The organism is Salinimicrobium sp. TIG7-5_MAKvit (assembly GCF_049569215.1).
Classification (GTDB): domain Bacteria; phylum Bacteroidota; class Bacteroidia; order Flavobacteriales; family Flavobacteriaceae; genus Salinimicrobium; species Salinimicrobium profundisediminis.
Window position 1 is genome coordinate 3,077,313 of record NZ_CP145903.1, and the last position, 21,185, is coordinate 3,098,497.

Here is a 21,185-nt window from a genome sequence, read left to right on the forward strand (position 1 = left end):
CGCTCAGGATATAAAAAGTAAATCCATTAATAATCTTTAAATACTTAATGTTATGAGAACAATTAGAAACAAAGTGCAGCTCATCGGGAACGTAGGAAATTCACCCGAAACCAAAACCCTTGAAAATGGCAAAAAAGTGGCTTCTTTTTCAGTGGCCACCAATGAATCTTATCGCAATGCACAGGGTGATAAGGTTGAACAAACTCAGTGGCACCAAATTATTTGTTGGGGTAATACCGCTGAAATAGTGGAGAAGTATGTTTCCAAAGGAAGAGAGATTGCCGTAGAAGGAAAACTTTCCAACCGATCTTATGAGATCTCAGACGGATCCAAAAGATATATATCTGAAATAATCGCCAGTGAAATTCTTTTGCTCGGCAGTTCTTCCACAAAGGCTTAAAAATAAAAGAGGGTGCAAATGCTCGTTTGCCCCTCTTTATTTAATTAATTAATCTGAACCTATGAAAACTAAAGTTAATGAAATTTCTCTGAAATACCTTGGCAACATGAGAATAAAGGAAGCACCAAAAATATCTTCTTCTAATGATGCTTTTGAGAATTTCTTTTGCCAATGGAACTTGAACCACATTGCCATGCAGGAATGTTTTAAGCTGATGCTCCTCAACAATGGAAACCGGGTGAAAGGTATAGTTGAAATATCCACAGGAGGTATTACCGGAACACTGGTAGACCTGAGGATAGTTTTTGCAGTGGCCCTTAAATCATTAGCCACAGCAGTTATTGTTGCTCATAATCACCCTTCAGGAACTCTTTTGCCCAGCCAGAACGATAAAGCCCTGACCCGGAAAATTAAAGAGGCAGGTTTGCTTCTCGATATAAAGCTCCTGGATCACTTGATTATTACTCCGGAAGGCAAGTACTTTTCATTTGCTGATGAAGGACTCTTATAATAAACCTGATCTTTTAAAGGCCGGAAATGATCCGGCTTTTTTTTTGTTTAAGATCAATTTTAACCGCTTCAGTTGGTGAATGCTTTTTTTCAGGAGCAGCAACTTAATTAGCTGGTAAAAAGGATAGCAAGAGGATAACACGCTAAAGCGGTGTTATTTAATTGAACATAATTTAATTATTTGAAGATGAGTTGTTTATGGTAATTAGTTGTTGGTGCAAGTAGACCAGATTTAGTTGCACTGTCATTAAATCCACTAAAAACCCCTGTTATTGCTGCTATAATTTAATTAGTAATTAATTGGCAGTAGAAAAGTGACCATATTGAGCGCACCACATTTCCTTCCATTCCGCAGAACCTTCATCTCAGGAAAAGCGGTTCGCTCGATCCATTATGGGTTTTAGATGGATGCATACGAGAATACGGATATAGACCCGGCAGATTCGGGATTGGAATTGAGTAAACATTTTCGTGGGTGGAGGATGTGGTTGCCTATACAAATTCATGGGCTGGAACCCTTTAAAACTAATCTAAGAGAAAAGCTTTTGCTGTCCAGATATTTCCATGACAAAATTTCTAAGCTAGGATTTGAAACTAATATTCGCCCTCAACTCACTATTTCCATATTTTGATTCCCTGAAGGCGACAAGAATAAAATTAATAAACAGCTGATAATGGCCCTTCACTAGGATGGAATGGTATTTTTCTCATCTACGGTGATTGATATAAGGTTTATATTAGATGTGCCATTGTCGGTCATCGGACACATCTCGGGGAAGTTGATTTAGCTCTGAAAATTTTGGCGAATACCCTTAAGATTATATCAAGTGAAAAGAACCTGGTTTAGAAACATTTGAAGATTTGCCTCAAATTATTAATCCTGATCTATATTTTTTGAAGAAAGGAAAAAATACTGATTTCTATCCTGATTTCATTTCAACACTGTGGCTACTTACTAATTCATCTTTATCTTGAACTTAGTTAGGGATTCCAGGCTTTTGAATTTCTTGATTCTGTTCAATTATGGAGACGACACTAAATTATAATTCCAGCAATTGGTCAAGTAAATCGTTTCCTTTGTCCAAACCATAGGCAGTCAGTACAGCATTATCTAATCACTATGTAATCCTTGGAATGGGCTAATTCAGGTTCTTCTAGTATCCGGTATTTGTCTCGCAATAGGTAATGGTGTTTAATCATAATTTCGTCGCAATCTTTTTCACTATAAATTATTTTGCCAACGATGATTGGGAAGGAACATTAGAAGATTTTCTCCGTAAAAGAAGCTTTTAATGTTTGATGCAATTACTAATTTCCTTAAACAAGTAAAGCCCGCAACTATTTTGGCGGGCTTTTCAATTTAAAATGAGCTAATTCAAATCTTGGTATTTGTTTGTTTTTCTGAAAGAGGAACAGGGAAATACGCATGTTCATCTGCATTGAAACTTGTTCTGCCTTTTCCGTGCAGCTCTGTTTTTAATTTATCCCAGCGACGCAGATCGTAAAATCTGGTAGATTCAAGTGTCAATTCCATTGTGCGTTCATGGATTATTTGCTGAAATATTTCCTCCTGTCCGCTCAGGTCAAGGGCAGGCATGTTTCCATGAACTGCACGAACTTCATTAATTAGTGCCATTGCTTCGGCAGATTTTCCAAGTTCATTTAAAGCTTCCGCTTGCATAAGCAGTACATCTGCATAACGCATCAACACTACGTTCACGCCTACATAACCATTATTGTATACATACACCGGCAACCATTTTCTAAAATAAGCACTATTATCTTTGGCATCGGCAGAGCCATATGTTTCTGCTATTAATTCATCCCAGGTGCTTCCTTCCATTTTGTTAGTTGCCGGGTCATTAAAATAAGGATCATCAAAGTAAAGGGTAGCATATAGACGATTGTCATAAAGACCATTTTCGGCAACTTTTCCTTCTTGTTTCATCTCCTCAACCAGGGCGTAATTGGCTTCAATTCCTCCCCAGCCTCCTATAGCCCAGTCTGCAACAAAGGCATGAAGGCGGGTATAATTATTGGAACTGGCATCGGCGCTTTTAAATTGTAGTTCAAAGATACTTTCCTGGTTGTTTTCGTTTTCCCCATTAAAGAGGCTCCCGAAGTCTGGTTCCAGGTCGTAAATTCCACTGTCTATTACCTGTTGAAAAGCGGCAGCTGCATTTTCGTAATCTCCGGATTCAGAAGAACTCTCATCACCAGCCTTAAACAAATAAGCTTTTCCAAGGTAACTCAAGGCCGCACCTTTATTCGCATGTCCAAGATTTTCCGGAGAAATTTCAAAATTCAGCATTTCCGAAGCAGTTTTAAAATCACTAAGGATAAGGTCCCAGGTTTCACTACGCGTGCTTAAAGATTTGTTTATATTTTCATTGGTTATAGTTTCTGTACGGGTAATGATTTGCTCGTATAGGGTAAGCAGTCTAAAATGATAGTAGCCCCGCAAGAAAGTGGCTTCTCCAATTATCATTTCTTTTTCAGCTTCAGAAATTTGTTCTGCCGTCATCTTTCCTACATTAGCAATTACCTGGTTGGCAAAGTTTATTCCCTTATAATTTGTCTCCCATAGCACGTCCAGAAAGATATGACCATCGGTATAATTAAAATTATATATGGACATCCAATGCGAATAATTAGAGGCATCGGGACCCGGTAAAACATAATCTGAGCGAAAATAATCGACTATGGGACGGCCTTCCTGCCAGCCGTTCCAAAAATCGCTGCGCGCCTCCAGTTCTGAATATGCGGCTACTAAACCAGACCGGGCATCGTCGGCATTTCTCCAAAAGTTCTGGGAAGTTAATTGGTCTGGGGATTTTTCATCTAAAAATTCTTCTTCCGAACAGGAAAGTACTGTTAGTACCAATAATGGAAGTATAATAAATTTTATTAGTTTCGTCATTTTCTAAATTTTTTAAATTAAAATTTAAGCTGAATTCCGCCAATCAATGATTTGTATTTCGGATAAAGATTACTGTCAATTCCTCTTGAAAGTATAGCTCCCCCCACCTCAGGATCAAGGCCTGAATAATTGGTGAATGTGAAATAGTTTTGTGCGGTCACAAACAATCTTAAGTTATCGATAAACAGGTTTTCAAGTCGGGCTTCGGGAATGCTGTATCCTAATTGAATCGTCTTGACCCTTAAATAATCTCCATCTTCCAAAAATCTTGTAGAAGCACGGTTATTTCGGTTTGGATCGTTCAATACAGCCCGTGGAATATCGGTATTTGTATTTGTGGGCGTCCAGGCATTAAGACTTTCTGCACGAAAGTTTCTTCCTGTATCCATGCTCAATAATCTAAAATCGTTTCCATTGTAGATCTTGTTGCCACCTGCACCCTGAAAGAATACTGTAAAATCAAATCCTGCATAATCTGCAGACAAATTTAAGCTGTATTCATATTTAGGAATTGCAGTTCCCGCATAAACTTCGTCCTGCTCATTGATTACCCCATCGTTGTTTTGATCTACAAAACGAATATCACCCGGTGCCGCATTGGGTTGAATTGGATTTCCATTTACGCTATGAGCTGCCACTTCGGCTTCACTTTGAAAGATACCGGCGGCTACCGGAAGAAAGAAAGCTCCGGGTTCAAAGCCCACTTTGGTTTGATTTACAAAATGATCTGATCCAAACAGTAATCCAATTCCGTAAAGTACCTGATCGTCATTGCTTAAGCTGGTCACCTCACTATTGATAGTAGTAAAAGTCGCAGCAGCCGAATAATTTACCGCATGATCGTTATTGCGGTACAGCATTTCAAATTCAAAACCTTTATTTTCAAACTCGCCCACATTTACTACGGGATTATTTACCCCTGCTGAAGGTGGGACTTCTTTGATAATTAACAGATCCTCGGTGATACTCTTATAATAATTGACCGATCCGGTAAGCTTGTTTTGAAGTGCTCGAAAATCTAAACCAAAATTGGACGAAGTATTGGTTTCCCATTTGAGATCGGGATTTTCAAGATCTCTTGCTATACTTCCAATATAGGAGGTTTGTGGCATTCCAAATACATAACCGCCATTATAGTAGCTTTTTCCTTGTGAGATAAGAGGGATATAATCGTAATATCCTAAAGCACTATCATTCCCTGCCTGACCCCAGCTGTATCGCAGTTTTAAGAAATCAAAAATTTCCTGTTCCTGCATAAAAGCTTCATCGGTAACCTTCCAGCCAAGGGCAAAAGAGGGAAAATAACCATACTTGTTGTTTTCCCCAAATTTAGAGCTACCGTCCCGGCGAAGGCTTGCCTGTAAGAGATATCTATCCATAAAGGAATAGTTAAGGCGACCAAATTGGGATGCCAATGCATAGGTAGCATTTGTGCCGCTAGCCGAATAGGTTCCGTCGCTAAATGCATCTAAAGTATTAAAGCTAGGGTCAAGGATAATAGCGGGAATTTTATTTCCGTTCTCATCCGTTTTATAACCTTCAGCCTGCGCATAAGTCCATTTTAGAGGCTCCTCTATTCGTTGATATCCGGCTAAAAGATCAAAACTGTGTTGGTTAAGATCAAATTTATAATTAAGCGTGTATTCCTGGTTCAGCCTTCTTGAAGTGGAATTATATTCAGAAATAAATGCGAATTCTCGCTGCGCAATATCCTGCACATCCCTTACTCTAAAGGGTTGGTGGAATTCATATGTGTAATCCTGTAAATTTGAGAGCGAATAACCTGCTCTGGCTGTTAATCCGTCAATTACTTCATAAGAAATATTTGCGCTTCCCAGAAAATATTTAAGACGGGTATGGCCATCAATAAAGTTATCTTCTCCAATTGGATTTCTATGATCGGGGGTATCGCCGGTTCTGTATCCAAAACCGGATTCTTTGTTCTCATCTAGAACAGGAATAAGCGGAGAAATAAAATAGGTCTCCCTAATTGAAAACTTGTAATCTTCTTTATAAGTCTCATTATAATTAAGACTGGTGCTAACTTTTAATTTGCCTTTAGAAAGATTTAAGTTTGAAGAGATCCCTTTTTTAGTAAACTGGGAACCTAGTAAAACGCCTTCTTCTTCTGCCATGTTGCCCGCAATGCTGTAGGTGATATTTTCAGCTCCGCCACTTACTCTTACATTATTATTGAGTAGATAACCGTCTCTATGAGTCTGATCAATCCAGTCTGTATCGACATTTGGAGGATTCTGCACGTATTCTGGTAGTTGCATTCCTGCATTCTCATACATTTGACGATGTACCTCTACATATTCTGAAGCATTTAGAAGATTCATTTCTTCCCGGGGAGAGTTTAGGCTATAGGACGACTCCACATCTACCTGCGGGAGGCCTTTTGTTCCCTTTTTGGTGGTTATAATTACCACCCCGTTAGCTGCCCGGGTTCCATATATTGCTCCCGAAGCCGCATCCTTTAAAATTTCAATGGATTCAATATTATTACTGTCAATGAAATAGGGATCGGCCTGCACGCCATCTACAATGTATAACGGCTCATTATTACCAAATGTACCAAAGCCCCTAATGGAAATTTCAGGTGCTGCTCCAGGACTACCTGACGAATTAGTTACATTAACTCCCGACACACGTCCCTGCATCCCGTCCAGTGGATTTGTAGAAACTACCTTGTTGAGATCTTCGCTTTTTACTGTGCTAATAGCGCCGGTAACATCACTTTTCTTTTGCGTACCGTACCCAACTACCACGACCTCATCAAGACCTTCCAGCTCTTCTTTTAGAACCACATTGAGCACTTCTTTATCGCCCACTGTGACTTTTTGGGTTGTAAAGCCTAAAAACTGGAACACCAATACATCTTGGGGCCGAACTTCTAAGGAATAGTTGCCGTCAAAATCTGTTTGTGTTCCGGTTGTGGTACCTTCAACATACACATTCACTCCCGGTAATGGCATAGCCTTTTCATCGGTCACTGTTCCGGAAACGGTTTGCAGTACTTCCTTTTTGGAAGCAGGCGTACCAGTAGATTTTTCTTTTAGGAGAATAGCCCTTTTCTCTATTATTTCATAGGTGTAACCAGTTTTGTCCAGACTTTTTTGAAGAAGATCTTTCAGCAGGATTTCACCTTTTTTTACAGTCACTTTGGGCGCTTTTGCAAAAGCATTAGCGGGAAAAATAAAACTGTAATCGGTTTGTTGCTGAATAAGATCAAAGGTTTCTTCTACAGTCATACTTTGATCCTGTTCGATTTTTATTTTTGCTGCCTGAAAAGCAATATTATTCTCAAGAGCATAACTATTGATACAGAACAGGAGTAAAAATAATTTTAAAAAGAACGGTGCAATCCATTTTCTGCGAACTTTCGCATCAAGTAATTTAGTTTTCATAAATTTACAACTTGTTAATTATTCAGATTAAATTAATAATGGGGAATGGTGGTTTAAATTGTCCAGGTCTAAATCCCGTTCCCCTAATTTTTGCCCATAACCTTTATGGTGCTTCCATTTAATTCAAATTTTGCTTTATTAGTGGTTTTAAAGATTTCTAAAAGTTCTTCCAGCTGTTGGTTTTTATTGAGCACTCCATTGAATCGCAAGTCCCGCATGGCTGGATGGTCAAAATTTACCTGCACGTCATACCAGCGGCCTATTACCTGCATGATTTCTTCTAAAGGCTCATTATTAAATACATACTTTCCTTGAGTCCATGATATTTTCTTCCACACATTTACATTTTCAACCTCAAATTTTTCTTTAGTGACCAGGGATTGTTGTCCGGGAGTTAACTTAAGTGATCTTGTTCCTGAAGTAATTTTAACCGAACCTTCTACAAGAGTAGTAGTCAACCCTTCTTTTTCAGGATAAGCATTCACATTAAATTTTGTTCCCAAAACTTCAATTTGCTGCTCCCTGTTTTGCACTATAAATTTTTGGCCTTCATTTTCTTCGCTGGAGGTAATTTCAAAGTAAGCCTCTCCATACTCAATTCGTACAGACCGATTTTCTTGCCCCTTAAAGCTGGAGGGAAATGATATTTTGGTATCAGAATTTAACCACACTTTAGATCCATCGGCCAGCACTATAGAAAATTGGATCCCCCTGGGAACGACAACCGTGTTCATTCTGATCCCTCTGGAGGCTCTCTCCGCCTCATCTGCCACAGCAGCTTCTTCCAGCACTAAAGATTGGCTGTTTGCCTTGTAATATCCACCTGTTACTGCGGCTCCTTCACTCATTAGCTGTTGCTGCCCGTATTCATCTATAAGCAATACGCCTTTCACATTTTCTTCAGCAGTAGGGGTACTGGTCACTTCCACTTCAGAAGAAATAAAATCCTGGGTCAAAAAAGGAATGCTAAGCAGCAGCACCAATATTGCGGCGGCTGCCATAGCCCAGCGATAATTTTTTCGTTTGGAAGGAAATAACCGTCTATCAATTCTTTCCCAGGCCTTATTTGTAGCAGGTGTTTGAAAATGCTCATTTTGGAACTCCATCTTAACGTGTTGATAATAGTCCCGATGTTTTTGAGAAGCCTCAAACCACTCCCGAAATTCTCTTTCTTCGGCAGCGCTAAGTTTATTATCAAGTTTTTTAAGGAGGGTATGGAATTCCATGAAAAGATCTATTCGTTTATCATATGACAACAAGAAATCGTTTTCGGGTGACAAGAAGCATGTTTTTTTTTTAAAAAATTTAATAATTAAAGGAATTGACCTGTTCCAGCGGGTGACAGGTAGTGGAATATTATAAAGTTCTCAAGAAAAGAACAATCAACTCATTTAGATGAGTAATTTTATTTCGGGCACGCTTAAGCTGGGTTTTAACTGTGTTAATAGAAACCCCCATCTCTTCGGCGATTTCGGCATAAGAATAGCCTTCAATTACTTTTAAACTGAAGATTTTTCGCATTTTTTGCGGCAACCTTTCCAAAATAAATTTTGCCTTCCGGGTCATCGCTTCCTTCTCCTGTTGCTCGATAAGCTCAATAGAATCCGGAGAACAAAGGGAGGCACTAATATCTAAAATCGCGTCCCGATCGGTAATTTTAACGGATTTTAGTTGGTTAAGGCAGCGGTTGCGTACCGTGCTGTAGAGATAACCCTTAATAGTAGTATGAATGTCATAAGAAGCCGCATTTTCCCAAAGGTCTACAAATACCTCCTGCACTAGATCCTCACTTGCCGCTCTATCGTAGAGAAACCTGTAGGCGTACTCTACAAGACCGGGATAAAGCAATTCAAAAAGCCGCTGAAAAGCTTTTTGATCCCTATTAATAATGTGATGGATTTCCAGATTCAAAGTTTATTCAATACAAGAGGATTAGGTGACAAATATAAAAATTTTGAGTACCTAAAACTTTTTATCCTACAGTTTGCTACCCTCTTGTTTCGTATATTTTTTTCTCGTAATTTGGCGGCGTCCAAAATCCTCCTCACAGGAGGAACCTCTTTAACTTCCATTTTTTTCATCTTGCATTAACCTCCCCAATTTGGGGATCTCATAGCTATGCATTATGAATAAACAATATTTTACACCCTTTGTTTTATTGATCATTGGGTCCGTTTTTACTTTTGGCTGTAGTTCTGTACAAAAAGAAAATACTGCAACAGGAGTAACCTCCGTGGTACTACCAAAAAACCTACTCGATTACACCGGTACCCCGGCCTCAGATTTTGATAAAGACCTTCTGATGTTTTCAGATCAGGGTGCCTGGTTCGCTTATTCCATTCCTGAAAATGCAGATCAACAAGGCTTTTCGGGACCATTTTTAATGACTCAGGACAATGGCATTTGGAGCAGCCCTGCGATGGTAGAACTGGAATTGCATCAGGAGGAAGAGCCTGTGAAATTCACCTCCCATAACAGTCTCTCCAGCCTCGGATATTTAGAATTTACCCAGTCTTCCAATGAACTGGAGGTGACTCAGCAACTTTTTTACACAAATTCCAATACCGCCGCCATAAAAATAAAAATCACCAATACTTCCGGTGGCCCGCGGATATTCGTACCTGTTTTAAAAGGCCAGCTTTCTCCTGAAAGTCTCAGTTTTGAGCAAAAGGAAAATAACATTCGTGTCAATACCAGTGTTAATGATTCCTATGGAATATTAAAGTTTCCTGAAAACGAAAGTGTAAAGTCAGAAGTTGCAGAAAAGAGATTCCTGCTTTTGTACCCCTCGATAGAACTTGCTTCCGGCAGTACTTTTGAATTGGTTTATTCACAGAGTTTTTTCTTTCCCGCGGAAGAATCCGAAGTGAGTTTGCAGCAAAAATTAAATGCCGCCGGGGACCTTCAGCAGTCCTATTCCGAAGAATTTGAAGTTCGTCATCTTGAAAAACAACAAATCCTGAATAACCTCATTTCAAAAATGGAGGAAACCTGGCAGGGCGAGGAGTATCGGGATTTGCTAGCCAAACTCGTATTGACCCTTCAGAATAATTGGCGTAGTCCCGCCGGAAATCTTAAATATGCCGGGCTTTTCCCCAGCTATCACTACAAGTGGTTCCATGGATTTTGGGCCTGGGACAGCTGGAAACATGCTGCCGCACTGGCTGCCTATGATCCGGAATTAGCGAAAGACCAGGTGAAGGCCATGTATGATCATCTCGACGAAAATGGATTTATGCCAGATGTGGTTTATCGGGATAATCTTATTGAGGAAAATAATTACCGGGATACCAAACCTCCGCTTTCGGCCTGGGCAGTGTGGAAAATTTACGAGGCAGATGCCGACAAGGAATTTTTAAAAGAGCTTTTTCCAAAGCTTGAAAAGCAACACCAGTGGTGGTATACAGATCGAGACCACGATAGGGATGGCCTGGCAGAATATGGTTCTACCGACGGAACGCTGATTGCTGCCAAGTGGGAAAGCGGCATGGACAACGGGGTGCGATTCGACGAGAGTAAATTGCTGAAAAACGGAGAAAAGGCTTATTCCCTCGATCAGGAAAGTGTGGACCTAAATGCGTATCTCTACGCGGAAAAAAATTATCTGGCAAAAATAGCTGCTGTATTGGAGTTGGATAGTAAAATAAGAGAATATGAAAACTCGGCTGCTGCTTTAAAAACAAAGATCCAAAATCAGTTCTTTGATACAAAAACTGGCTGGTTTTACGACACCAGTCTTAATGGAAAGGATTTTATAAAGGTCAGGGGAAGCGAAGGTTGGATTCCTCTTTTTACTGAAGTTGCTACCCCGGCCCAGGCAGCGCGTATGAAAGAAACTATGATGGATCCACAGCATTTCAACCTTAAGGTACCTTTGCAAACTTTAGATGCCACGCACCCGGCTTTTGAGCCCGATGGGGGCTACTGGAGAGGCCCCAATTGGCTTGACCAGGCCTACTTTGGATTTATGGGCTTAAGGAACTATGGATATGATACAGAAGCCAACGAACTGGCTCATAAGTTGCTTCACCAGGCCGAAGGGGTGATGAATACGGGAAAATCCATTAGAGAAAATTATAATCCGGTCACAGGAGAAGGCCTGGAGGCGGAGAATTTCAGCTGGTCTGCAGCACATCTTTTAATGTTACTCATTAACGAATAAACCATGCAAGAACCTTATCATTTCTTACCCCTTGAAGAAGCCCGGCAGCTGCTCAATGAGCACTATGGAATTGATGGCCAAATGAAAACCTTAGCCGGAGAAGTCGATGCTAACTTCAAAGTAAAAACTGCTGAAGACAATTTTCTGCTTAAGATCTCCCGGTCCGGCACAGATGAAGGGTTTCTGCTTTTTCAGAAGAACATACTGAAGTATTTGGAGCAAAGAGAGATATGCTCGTGCATTTATGAAGATGGCGATAAAGAGCAAATTCTGAAGTTCCCTTTAGAAACTCCGTTGCTTTTTCAAAATCTAAAACAACAGGATCTAGTCAGGACCCAGAGAAACAATGGAGAAGAAATTTACCTGCGCCTCTTAAGTTGGGTAGAGGGAAAACTCTGGAGTGATCTTGATTATCAGGACGAAAAATTGTTATACAGCCTGGGAAGTGCGGCCGGCGCGCTAACAGCTTCATTAGTGGAGTTTCGGGATGTATACGCCCAAAGGCCTTACGACTGGGATATCAATAATGCCGGTTGGACGCAGGAATATCAACACTACTTTAAGGGTAGGACAAAAGAGCAGATTCAGAAGTTTTTTTTGGGCTTTAAAAATATAGCTTCCCAATTAAAATCCTGCAGGCATTCGGTAGTACATAACGATGCAAATGATAATAACATTATTGTTACCCCCTTTGAGCAGGGATACCGTGTCAAATCTATTATTGATTTTGGAGATGCCGTTTATACCGCGACTATTAACGATCTGGCTGTTTGTATTACCTATGCGGTAATGGATAAAAAAGATCCTTTAGAAGCTGCAATACCCGTGGTTAAAGGTTATCACCGGCAATTTCCGCTGGAAGAGAAAGAGCTGGAGCTGCTATACTGGCTGGTTGGTGCAAGGCTTGTTATTAGCCTTACCAAATCGGCACTTAATCGTGAAAAAGAGCCGGAAAATGCTTACCTCAACATCAGTGAGAAGCCAGCCTTGATTTTACTGGAACAATGGGATAAGATCTCTCCGGAAACGGCGGCGGCTTTTTTTAGAAAGGCTTGTGGCTATGAAGCCCACAGAAATTTTTCGGAATTTAAAGCTTTCGCACAAAACAACCGGGTGAAATTTTCTACCCTATTTGAAAACCAATTACCGGTTGAAGAAATAAGGTTAGATCTTTCTTCGGCTACTATTCCCAACCTTGCCGACTATCGTGATCCAAAAAAACTGAGAGAGCAGATCAGGGAAAAATATAGTGACCAAAAAATGTCACTTTTCACCGGAGTCTATGGCGAAGTGCGCCCCGATTTCATGCAGGACGAACAGCGGGTAGATACCAACACCGGCAGCTACTGGAAAACAAAATTATTGGGTACACAGGCCTGGCAGTTCGAGGCACAGTCTCTTTATTCTCCTTTCGACGGAAAGGTTGTTTATAAGGACTCCCGGCAGATCTATGTGGAGCATACCATGAAAATAAGTGAAACCGCTTCAACAAAACCCCAAGACAATGGAATTTCTTCGGAAGGAAAAACCGGGAAAGATGAACCACTAAAATCTGAAGCCTTAAAAAAAGCAGATTTCCATCTTATTTATTCAAACTTGGAACCCGCAGGAACACTGGAAGTTGGGAAGGTTATTAAAAAAGGGGATTGTTTGGGGTTGATAAAAGCGGATGATTCACCTTTTTTCCTGCAACTTATGCTTCTGGATCCACTGAAAATATCTGCGGAAGTGTCCTGCCTATATCAGGATTTCGGGATCTACAAGGAATTATATCCCGATCCTGCCCTGTTATTTGAAGATCTAAAGCTTCGGGATCATTCTGAAGATATAGCATCAAAAGTAGCTTTCAGAAAAAAACATTTGGGAAAAAGCCTGAGTCTTAGTTATAAACAGCCTCTGGAAATGTTGCGTGGCGAGGGGGTCTATTTAATTGACCATACCGGAAGAAGATACATGGACCTGGTCAACAACGTGGCACATGTAGGGCATGAACATCCAAAAGTGGTAAAGGCAGGACAGGCGCAAATGGCAATGTTAAACACCAATTCCCGCTATTTACACGATAATATTCTTGAATTAAGTGAGAATTTGCTCTCTACTTTTCCTGCCAAACTCTCTGTAGTGCATTTCGTGAATTCCGGCAGCGAGGCTAATGAGTTGGCCATCCGTATGGCCAAAGCATACACAGGGGAGAAGGATTTCATAAGTATGGAACTGGGTTATCATGGTAACAGCAATGCCTGCATAGACATTAGTTCATATAAATTTGACGGCAAAGGCGGCAAAGGTGCGCCCGCGCATACTCACGTTGTACCCTTGCCCGACACCCTTAGGGGGAAATATCGCGGTGCAAATGCCGGAGAAAAATACGCCTCTCACGTTCGTGAATTGGTGCAGCAACTCAGGGATAAAGGTCGTAAGCCTGCGGCTTTTATTGCAGAAGGCATTATTAGTTGTGCAGGACAAATTGAACTACCCGATAATTTCTTAAATGAGGCTTACGCCGCGGTACATGAAGCCAGGGGGCTTTGTATTGCCGATGAGGTGCAGGTAGGTTGTGGCCGGGTGGGAACCCATTTTTGGGGCTTTGAGCTTCATGGGGTGGTGCCAGATATTGTAACCATAGGAAAACCTTTGGGCAATGGCCATCCCCTGGCAGCGGTAGTTTGTACGCGGGAGGTAGCAGAGGCCTTTGCTAACGGAATGGAATATTTCAACACTTTTGGAGGAAATCCTGTTTCCTGCGCCATTGGCAACACTGTGCTACAAGTTATTAAGGAAGAAAAATTACAGGAAAACGCTTTCCATACGGGGAATTTTCTAAAAGAGGAACTTAAAAAAATGGCTGCAAAGCATCCTGTTATTGCCGATGTACGCGGGCAGGGACTTTTCCTTGGTTTTGAATTGCTGGACAGAAAAAAAAATCCGCTTGCAAAGCAGGCGAATGCGCTGGTACAGCGCATGAAGGAACGCGGGTATTTAATGAGTACCGAAGGACCGGATGATAATGTGCTAAAAATCAAACCACCTATGAGCTTTAATCAGGAACATGCCAATCATTTCTTAAAAGATCTGGACCTGGTGCTGACAGCTGATTTCTTTCAATTATAAAAAATATCAATAAACTAAAGATTATGAAAATATATTACGGACTTCTTGTTTTGTTCTTAATCAGCTTTACCGGTGAGGCGCAGGAGAGGCAGCCACACGAAGATCATCAGGTTTTTCAAATAAATCGCCTTGAACCAAGGGCAGATTTTTTTGCATTTGAATCTTCACAAAAAGCTTCCGAAGCAGATAAAACGCTTTCCGGGCGATATCTTAGTTTGAACGGAAAATGGGATTTTAAATGGGTTCGTTCTCCAAAAGACCGGCCAACCGATTTTTTTAAACCTGGACTTAATAGCTCAGATTGGAAAACAATTGAAGTGCCCGGCAATTGGGAGACCCAGGGGTTTGGATATCCCATTTATCTGGACGAGCGTTATCCATTTGATAATACCTGGCCCGACGTGCCACAGGATTATAATCCCGTAGGTAGTTATCGAAAACCATTTTCAGTTCCGAAGGAATGGGAGGATCAACGGGTAGTGCTGCAGTTTGCAGCTGCCAAGGCTTTGTATGTCTATCTTAACGGAGAGTTTTTAGGCTATGCAGAGGGTTCTAAAACTCCTTCGGAATTTGATCTTACCGGCAAGCTAAAAGATGGGGAGAACCTGCTTGCCATTCAAATGTATAGATGGACCGATGCCAGCTACCTCGAAAGCCAGGATTTTCTGAGAATGAGTGGAATTGAAAGAGAGGTATATCTCTATGCCGAGCCTAAAGTTCATATCTCTGACCTGGAAATAAAAGCAGGATTGGATAACCAGTATTCCTCCGGAATTTTTAGAACTGAGCTTAGTTTGAAAAATAGCACCAAACGCCGTGCAAAGCTGGACCTAAAACTTAGCCTTAAGGATGTAGAGGGTCGGGTGGTTTTTGAAGAACAACGCAACCTGCGACTCAAAGCAGGAGAGGAGTCGGAAATCAGTTTTGAAGCCAGATTACCTGAAGTCGCGCAATGGTCGGCCGAAATCCCTAACCTTTATACATTGGAAGTTTCCATGACTTCAGGTAAAGGAAAAAACAGCCATCTTTCTAAAAAGATTGGTTTTCGAAGCGTGGAGATCAAAGGAAATCAACTGTTGGTCAATGGCAAGGCGATCTATATACGAGGTGTGGACAGACATGAAACAGATCCACATACGGGTCATGTGGTAAGTCGCGAGTCTATGGAGAAAGATATCCGCTTAATGAAGCAAAACAACATCAATGCAGTGCGTAGCAGCCATTACCCTAATCATCCCTACTGGTATGATCTTACAGATAAGTATGGATTATATGTTATTGATGAAGCAAATATTGAGAGTCATCCATTAGCCATTAATGAAGAGACACAAATTGGAAATGAGGAAAGCTGGATCCCGGCTCACCTGGACCGGGTAAAAAAAATGTACTATCGCGACCGAAATCATCCTTCTATCATTATTTGGTCGCTAGGAAATGAAGCCGGACATGGAAAAGTATTTCAAGCCACTTATGACTGGCTTAAAGCGCATGACAACAGGCCGGTACAATATGAACCCGCCGGTACGGAGGATTATACCGATATTTTTTGCCCCATGTATCCTTCCCCACAGCGGTTGATCGATTATGCAACAAATAATCCTCAAAAACCTGCGATTATGATCGAATATGCACATGCCATGGGAAATTCTGTAGGTAATTTACAGGATTACTGGGACATTATTGAAAATTATGAGGTGCTGCAGGGCGGGTTCATCTGGGATTGGGTGGATCAGGCGCTGGAATACAAATATCCCGACGGAACTCCTTACCTGGCCTATGGTTATGATTATCACCCGGACCTCCCCAACGATGGGAACTTTTTAAACAACGGCCTTGTGGATCCATACCGCAATCCGCACCCGCACCTAATGGAAGTAAAAAAGGTCTATCAACCTGCGAACTTCGAATTTGATTCCGAAACAGGAAAGCTGAAGCTGACGAATAAAAACTTTTTCCGAAGTCTGAATGATTATCAGTTGGAGTGGGAGCTGCTGAAGAACGGTGTTGTAACCGCTTCAGGGGAGGAAATTCTTTCTAAAATAGCGCCGCAGAAAAGTGCATATTTTGAACCAGCTCTTCCCGAAGTGGATTTTGCTGAAGCCGAATATATCCTGAGATTCAGCCTTAAGACTGCAAAGGAAGAGCCGTTACTTCCAAGGGGACATGAATTGGCCTTTGAAGAATTTGCCCTTAATGATCCTCTTTTTATGTCTGAAGAAATGACTGTTGCTACTTCCGGTGAAAAGAAACTGCAGCTTGAATCTACACCTGACAGCTTTATTATTACAGGGGAGGATTTTGAATTCAGGATCGATTCGGAAACGGGAGAATTAAAGTTGTGGAAATTTAAAGGAGAAGTAATGACCGAGGTTCCCATCAGACCTCAGTTTTGGCGCGCTCCTACAGATAATGACCTGGGTAATAAGATGCATGAATGGGCTGCAATTTGGAAAGAGGCAACAGAAAAAGCTACAGCGACGTTAATTGAAAAACCCAAAAAACAGAATAATAAGATCACATTTAAAATTGGTTATAATTTACCTGAAAAAGTGGCAAAGGTGGAAGTGCAATATACTGCCTCCCCTGACGGAGCCCTAAAACTGGATTATAATTTTGAGCCGTTGCAGGAAGATCTGCCTAATATTCCAAGATTGGGAATGTTCCTGCTGCTTCCGAATAAATTTACCGAAATGTCCTGGTACGGGAAAGGGCCGGAAGAAAGTTACCGGGATAGAAAAACAGGTCAAAAAACCGGAGTTTTTGACGCCAGAATTGTTGACCAGTTTCATCGCTACTCCCGTCCTCAGGAAACCGGAAATAAAACCGAAGTACGCTGGATGCAGCTGCAGGCAAATAACCACATTTTAAAGGCCACAGCTATGGATGATCTACTACACACCAGCGTTTGGCCTTTTACAATGCAGGAAATCGATCTTCAGGAAGATGAGATTGAAACTTCTGCTTCGGGACTTGTTCCGGTCACCCGAAAACACGGTGCCGACATTAAAATTGGAGAGGTAGTGCAATGGAATATAGATCACCTTCAAATGGGCGTAGGGGGAGATACTTCATGGGGTCGGCACGTACATCCCCAATATACCATTCCCGCTAACAGGAGCTATGAGTATTCTTTTGAACTAAAACCATTCATCAAAAGTATGAACAGAAAATAAATCATAATAGGCATTTATAGAAGGAAGCTTATTGGGATTCCGAATTAAAGAACATGGTTGAAGCACAAAATGTTGCTTTTAAAAAGTCATATGATCAAACACAGATCGAAAAATGGAAAGAGGTTTATTATATAAAATCCGAAGAATTAATGGGAGATGATCATGAAGCAACTGTAGACGGAACCCATCTTAATGATCTTGGGCAGATGAGAATGGCGCTACGACTCAGTGCAGAAATAAAGAAAATCCTGGAAAGTGGTACGGGGAGAAAAGAACAATTTTAGTAGATAACTTGGCTGGAACTGTACACTGATTATATGGAGCAATGCCAAATATGAGTTATTTGATTGGAGTTGATGGTATTGTGAAATTTAGAGCAAATTGGACTAATGTTGAAGCACTAAAAAAAGCACTGTCAGAAATTGATAAGAACTAAATCGAAACCCGGGACTATTACGCCGTTGAAAAACCTCCCTTAACTACTGCAATAAGAGCTTTAATGATTGGTGGCATTAGAGCATTAAATGAATTCTTAATTAGTTTACCACAATTAATGAGACAACACAAAGAGGTTGACAAAATATATAAGCCATAAATTATTGGTAATCCAGGTACCTTGAAAGTGTGCCGATTAAGGACACTATCCCGTAAAGTGTGTAAGTTCTAAATAAAGGGGTTTAACTTTTATCTAAAGTTGAACCCTTTCTTCGTATATAGTCAAGAACTGATTGAGGACAATTCCCCAGTTTCTAATGGGCATAGACCATTTTTTGGTTGCTTCCCTTAAAGCCAAATATACAGATTTCATTACAGCATCATCGGTTGGGAAGGATAATTTGTTTTTAGTGTACTTTCTGATCTTACCATTCAGGTTCTCAATAAGATTGGTGGTGTAAATGATTCGCCTGATCTCCAGCGGGAACTCATAAAAGACGGTAAGGTCTTCCCAGTTGTCCCTCCAGCTTTTTATCGCATAAGAATACTTAGAGTTCCATTTGGTGGCAAAATCTTCCAAGGCAGCTTCTGCGGCTTGTTTGGTAGGTGCATCGTATATCAACTTCATATCCTTGGTAAAGGCTTTTTTATCTTTCCAAACTACATACCTACAGGCGTTTCTGATCTGGTGAACCACACAGATTTGAGTTTTAGACTGTGGAAAAACATTCTTAATGGTATCCGTAAATCCATTGAGATTATCAGTGGCAGTGATTAAAATGTCCTCAACTCCCCGGGCTTTCATATCGGTCAATACGCTCATCCAGAAGGCGGCAGATTCATTCTTTCCTAACCAAAGGCCAAGAACTTCCTTTTTACCATCTCTTCTAAGGCCTACAGCTATGTAAATGGTTTTGTTGACTACCTTAGAGTTCTCTCGAACCTTGAATACGATTCCGTCCATCCAAACGATCAGATACACAGGCTCTAAAGGACGATTTTGCCAGGCTACGATATCATTGCTGATTCTGTCTGTAATTCGGGATATGGTAGAAGTAGAGACATCAAAACCATAAACCTCAGAGATTTGCTCCTCAATATCGCTATTGCTCATTCCCTTTGCATATAGTGATACAATAACATTTTCAATCCCGTCCACCATGTTTTTTCGTTTGGGAACGATCATGGGATTAAAAGAGCCATCACGGTCGCGGGGAACCTTTATAGTGTCTTCACCGTAAGAGCTGCGAACCTTTTTCTGAGAATAACCGTTCCTGGTATTTCCAGATCCAGACTTTTGGTTCTTGTCGTAATCCAGATGGCCATCAAGTTCACCTTCAAGCATTTTCTCTAATCCTCGTTTTTGAAGTTGCTTGAGAAAGCTGCTAAGTTCTTCTCCGGATTTAAACTGTTTTAAAAACTCATCATCGAATAAATCTTCTTTTTTCATCAATGTGTAAATATTAGTGCCTGGATTTTGCAGGCAAGGTTAAAAAAATAACGGGGCTAACAAACCCCGTTATTCAATACTTACACAGTTTTTAATATAGTGCCCGATTAAGCGACCACCACATCATTATCTGTCATTCTTTTTATTCTTTTTATGATGTTTAATGTGAATATCAGAGCTATTTTCATTGATTTCTATGTACTCATTTGGAGCCATATTTACCAATGAACTATGTGGTTTGATATTAAATTTGTATTTTTATACTTAAGGACGACCAAATTGAATGGATCGTATTGTTCTTTTTCAGATTAGTGAATGATTCGGTGAATATATCCAGAATTACAAATACAAAGTCGCGGGTTAAAAGGGCTTATGCAATCTTGCTTTTGTCCTGTCATCCCGACAAAGCCGCTGATTATCAGCGGCTTACTTTTTTTTCGGACATATTGCGGACAGATTTTCTCTTTTATATCTCGGTTTTAAAGGATATGGTAAATGAGGTTAAATCGAATTAAGATTATCTTCATAGAATTTAGTACCAATAAAGGCAGTTTTTTTGCAATATTAAAAATTCAATTTTTCGTAAACTTCTAAATTGTAGGCTTCCCATTGTTTACTGTCATCTTTCTGCTCAGGCTCTTTCATTAGAAAAGTGACTTTAAATTTAGAACCTAAATATTTACATTTAATCTTAACATATAAAGCTTCATAATCATAGTGGTAGTAATTGAGTTTTGAAATAAAACCTAACCACACTCCTCCCTTAAAGTGGTCAACGCACAAATGATAAAAATCAAGATTACCAACCATTCTATTTTGCTCTAGTTCTTTAATCATTTTATGAGCAGCATAGTTTAAAGTTGAAATTATCTGTTGCTTTTCTTTTTTGTTGAGAGAAGTTCCCATAGTATTCACCCCTTTATTAAATGCTTCTTAAGCTTTTGTTCAATTCGTAGGATAAAAAATAGTAGTAAAAAGCCGCTTTCAGTGTATATTCCATTTTCTTTTTCTTAGAAGAATATAGGCTTACATCTTCTTTTTTTATCGCTAATTGTCGACTAAGATCTTTTTTATTCAATCCAAATTCTTTCATTTTTTGCTCTATCCAGTCAATAGTAATAGTAGAAACATCTAAGTTAAAAACTACTGGTCTAATTTTATGCTTAGGGAAAATGGCTCTGGCTCTTTGATACAATTCTTTATTTGATAATATAAAACCATTAATAAGATTAACCTGGTCGATTTTAACTGTTTCTTCATTCACAGCGGTGATTTCGATTCCTGCTTTTGCGTAATTCTTAATAGATTCAAGTTGGGATTTATCTAATTCTTTAAGCATATTTAATTTTCTTTTATGGTTAAATGAGTTGTCCTACTTTATTAACCACTCTATATTCTAAGGTTCCAAATTCGCTAAAGTGTGCTTTACCACATTTTATTTTTAATTGCTCATCTGCACTTAATTTATGAAGATCAACCTCAGGTGTACCTGTGGCAGGGATTAAGGTTTTAGTATTAGGGGCTTGCAACACTTTAAACGCATTACTCTTTCCTGCCCAATTCAAAATATAGCGCTCATTACTAAAGTTTATGTCTTCACCTAGCGTAGCTTTT

Annotated in this window: 13 protein-coding genes and 1 pseudogene; 6 read left to right on the top strand and 8 right to left on the bottom strand. The window is 40.1% G+C overall.

The genetic code is table 11. The annotated features are described in order from the left end of the window. Positions 1–52 precede the first annotated feature (52 nt). Positions 53–400, top strand: coding sequence for a single-stranded DNA-binding protein (locus tag V5739_RS13825; protein ID WP_423818635.1), 348 nt, complete (start codon positions 53–55; stop codon positions 398–400). A gap of 61 nt (positions 401–461) precedes the next feature. Further along, positions 462–911, top strand: a complete 450-nt coding sequence (locus V5739_RS13830) for a JAB domain-containing protein (protein WP_423818636.1) — start codon at positions 462–464, stop codon at positions 909–911. 1,374 nt (positions 912–2,285) lie between these two features. Here the strand turns inward: V5739_RS13830 and V5739_RS13835 are convergent. From V5739_RS13835 to V5739_RS13850, 4 genes are all read right to left on the bottom strand, one after another. After that, positions 2,286–3,830: a RagB/SusD family nutrient uptake outer membrane protein gene (locus V5739_RS13835; protein WP_423818637.1), complete on the bottom strand. Its 1,545-nt coding sequence runs from the start codon at positions 3,828–3,830 to the stop codon at positions 2,286–2,288. A gap of 17 nt (positions 3,831–3,847) precedes the next feature. Next, a complete protein-coding gene (locus tag V5739_RS13840; RefSeq protein ID WP_423818638.1) occupies positions 3,848–7,240 on the bottom strand; it encodes a SusC/RagA family TonB-linked outer membrane protein in 3,393 nt (1,130 codons plus the stop codon). 83 nt (positions 7,241–7,323) lie between these two features. Next, complete coding sequence (locus V5739_RS13845; protein ID WP_423818639.1) at positions 7,324–8,496, bottom strand: FecR family protein; 1,173 nt, start codon at positions 8,494–8,496, stop codon at positions 7,324–7,326. Positions 8,497–8,596: 100 nt separating this feature from the next. Next, positions 8,597–9,151, bottom strand: coding sequence for an RNA polymerase sigma factor (locus tag V5739_RS13850; RefSeq protein ID WP_423818640.1), 555 nt, complete (start codon positions 9,149–9,151; stop codon positions 8,597–8,599). A gap of 214 nt (positions 9,152–9,365) precedes the next feature. Between V5739_RS13850 and V5739_RS13855 the strand changes: the two genes are divergently transcribed. The 4 genes and pseudogenes from V5739_RS13855 to V5739_RS13870 form a co-directional block, all read left to right on the top strand. After that, a complete protein-coding gene (locus V5739_RS13855) occupies positions 9,366–11,402 on the top strand; it encodes an MGH1-like glycoside hydrolase domain-containing protein (RefSeq protein WP_423818641.1) in 2,037 nt (678 codons plus the stop codon). 3 nt (positions 11,403–11,405) lie between these two features. Beyond that, positions 11,406–14,513: an aminotransferase class III-fold pyridoxal phosphate-dependent enzyme gene (locus tag V5739_RS13860; protein WP_423818642.1), complete on the top strand. Its 3,108-nt coding sequence runs from the start codon at positions 11,406–11,408 to the stop codon at positions 14,511–14,513. A gap of 23 nt (positions 14,514–14,536) precedes the next feature. Continuing rightward, positions 14,537–17,686, top strand: a complete 3,150-nt coding sequence (locus tag V5739_RS13865) for a glycoside hydrolase family 2 TIM barrel-domain containing protein (protein WP_423818643.1) — start codon at positions 14,537–14,539, stop codon at positions 17,684–17,686. A gap of 41 nt (positions 17,687–17,727) precedes the next feature. Beyond that, a pseudogene (locus V5739_RS13870) lies at positions 17,728–17,970 on the top strand (SGNH/GDSL hydrolase family protein); the annotation flags it as partial. Between the two features lie 404 nt (positions 17,971–18,374). Here V5739_RS13870 and V5739_RS13875 read toward each other — a convergent pair. The 4 genes from V5739_RS13875 to V5739_RS13890 form a co-directional block, all read right to left on the bottom strand. Further along, complete coding sequence (locus V5739_RS13875; RefSeq protein ID WP_423818644.1) at positions 18,375–19,571, bottom strand: IS256 family transposase; 1,197 nt, start codon at positions 19,569–19,571, stop codon at positions 18,375–18,377. Positions 19,572–20,135: 564 nt separating this feature from the next. Continuing rightward, positions 20,136–20,477 carry a hypothetical protein gene (locus V5739_RS13880; protein ID WP_423818645.1) on the bottom strand — a complete coding sequence of 114 codons (342 nt, stop codon included), beginning with the start codon at positions 20,475–20,477 and terminating at the stop codon, positions 20,136–20,138. Positions 20,478–20,493: 16 nt separating this feature from the next. Continuing rightward, positions 20,494–20,910 (bottom strand): hypothetical protein, encoded by a 417-nt coding sequence (locus V5739_RS13885; protein ID WP_423818646.1) that lies wholly within the window; start codon positions 20,908–20,910, stop codon positions 20,494–20,496. Positions 20,911–20,929: 19 nt separating this feature from the next. Next, on the bottom strand, positions 20,930–21,136 hold the full coding sequence (locus V5739_RS13890) for a hypothetical protein (protein WP_423818647.1): 207 nt from the start codon (positions 21,134–21,136) through the stop codon (positions 20,930–20,932). Positions 21,137–21,185 lie beyond the last annotated feature (49 nt).

Excerpts from the sequence above, each read along its gene's own strand:
- V5739_RS13825 (WP_423818635.1), top strand. The coding sequence starts at position 53 with ATGAGAACAATTAGAAACAAAGTGCAGCTCATCGGGAACGTAGGAAAT.
- V5739_RS13830 (WP_423818636.1), top strand. The coding sequence starts at position 462 with ATGAAAACTAAAGTTAATGAAATTTCTCTGAAATACCTTGGCAACATG.
- V5739_RS13835 (WP_423818637.1), bottom strand. The coding sequence starts at position 3,830 with ATGACGAAACTAATAAAATTTATTATACTTCCATTATTGGTACTAACA.
- V5739_RS13840 (WP_423818638.1), bottom strand. The coding sequence starts at position 7,240 with ATGAAAACTAAATTACTTGATGCGAAAGTTCGCAGAAAATGGATTGCA.
- V5739_RS13855 (WP_423818641.1), top strand. The coding sequence starts at position 9,366 with ATGAATAAACAATATTTTACACCCTTTGTTTTATTGATCATTGGGTCC.
- V5739_RS13860 (WP_423818642.1), top strand. The coding sequence starts at position 11,406 with ATGCAAGAACCTTATCATTTCTTACCCCTTGAAGAAGCCCGGCAGCTG.
- V5739_RS13865 (WP_423818643.1), top strand. The coding sequence starts at position 14,537 with ATGAAAATATATTACGGACTTCTTGTTTTGTTCTTAATCAGCTTTACC.
- V5739_RS13875 (WP_423818644.1), bottom strand. The coding sequence starts at position 19,571 with ATGAAAAAAGAAGATTTATTCGATGATGAGTTTTTAAAACAGTTTAAA.
- V5739_RS13880 (WP_423818645.1), bottom strand. The coding sequence starts at position 20,477 with ATGGGAACTTCTCTCAACAAAAAAGAAAAGCAACAGATAATTTCAACT.
- V5739_RS13885 (WP_423818646.1), bottom strand. The coding sequence starts at position 20,910 with ATGCTTAAAGAATTAGATAAATCCCAACTTGAATCTATTAAGAATTAC.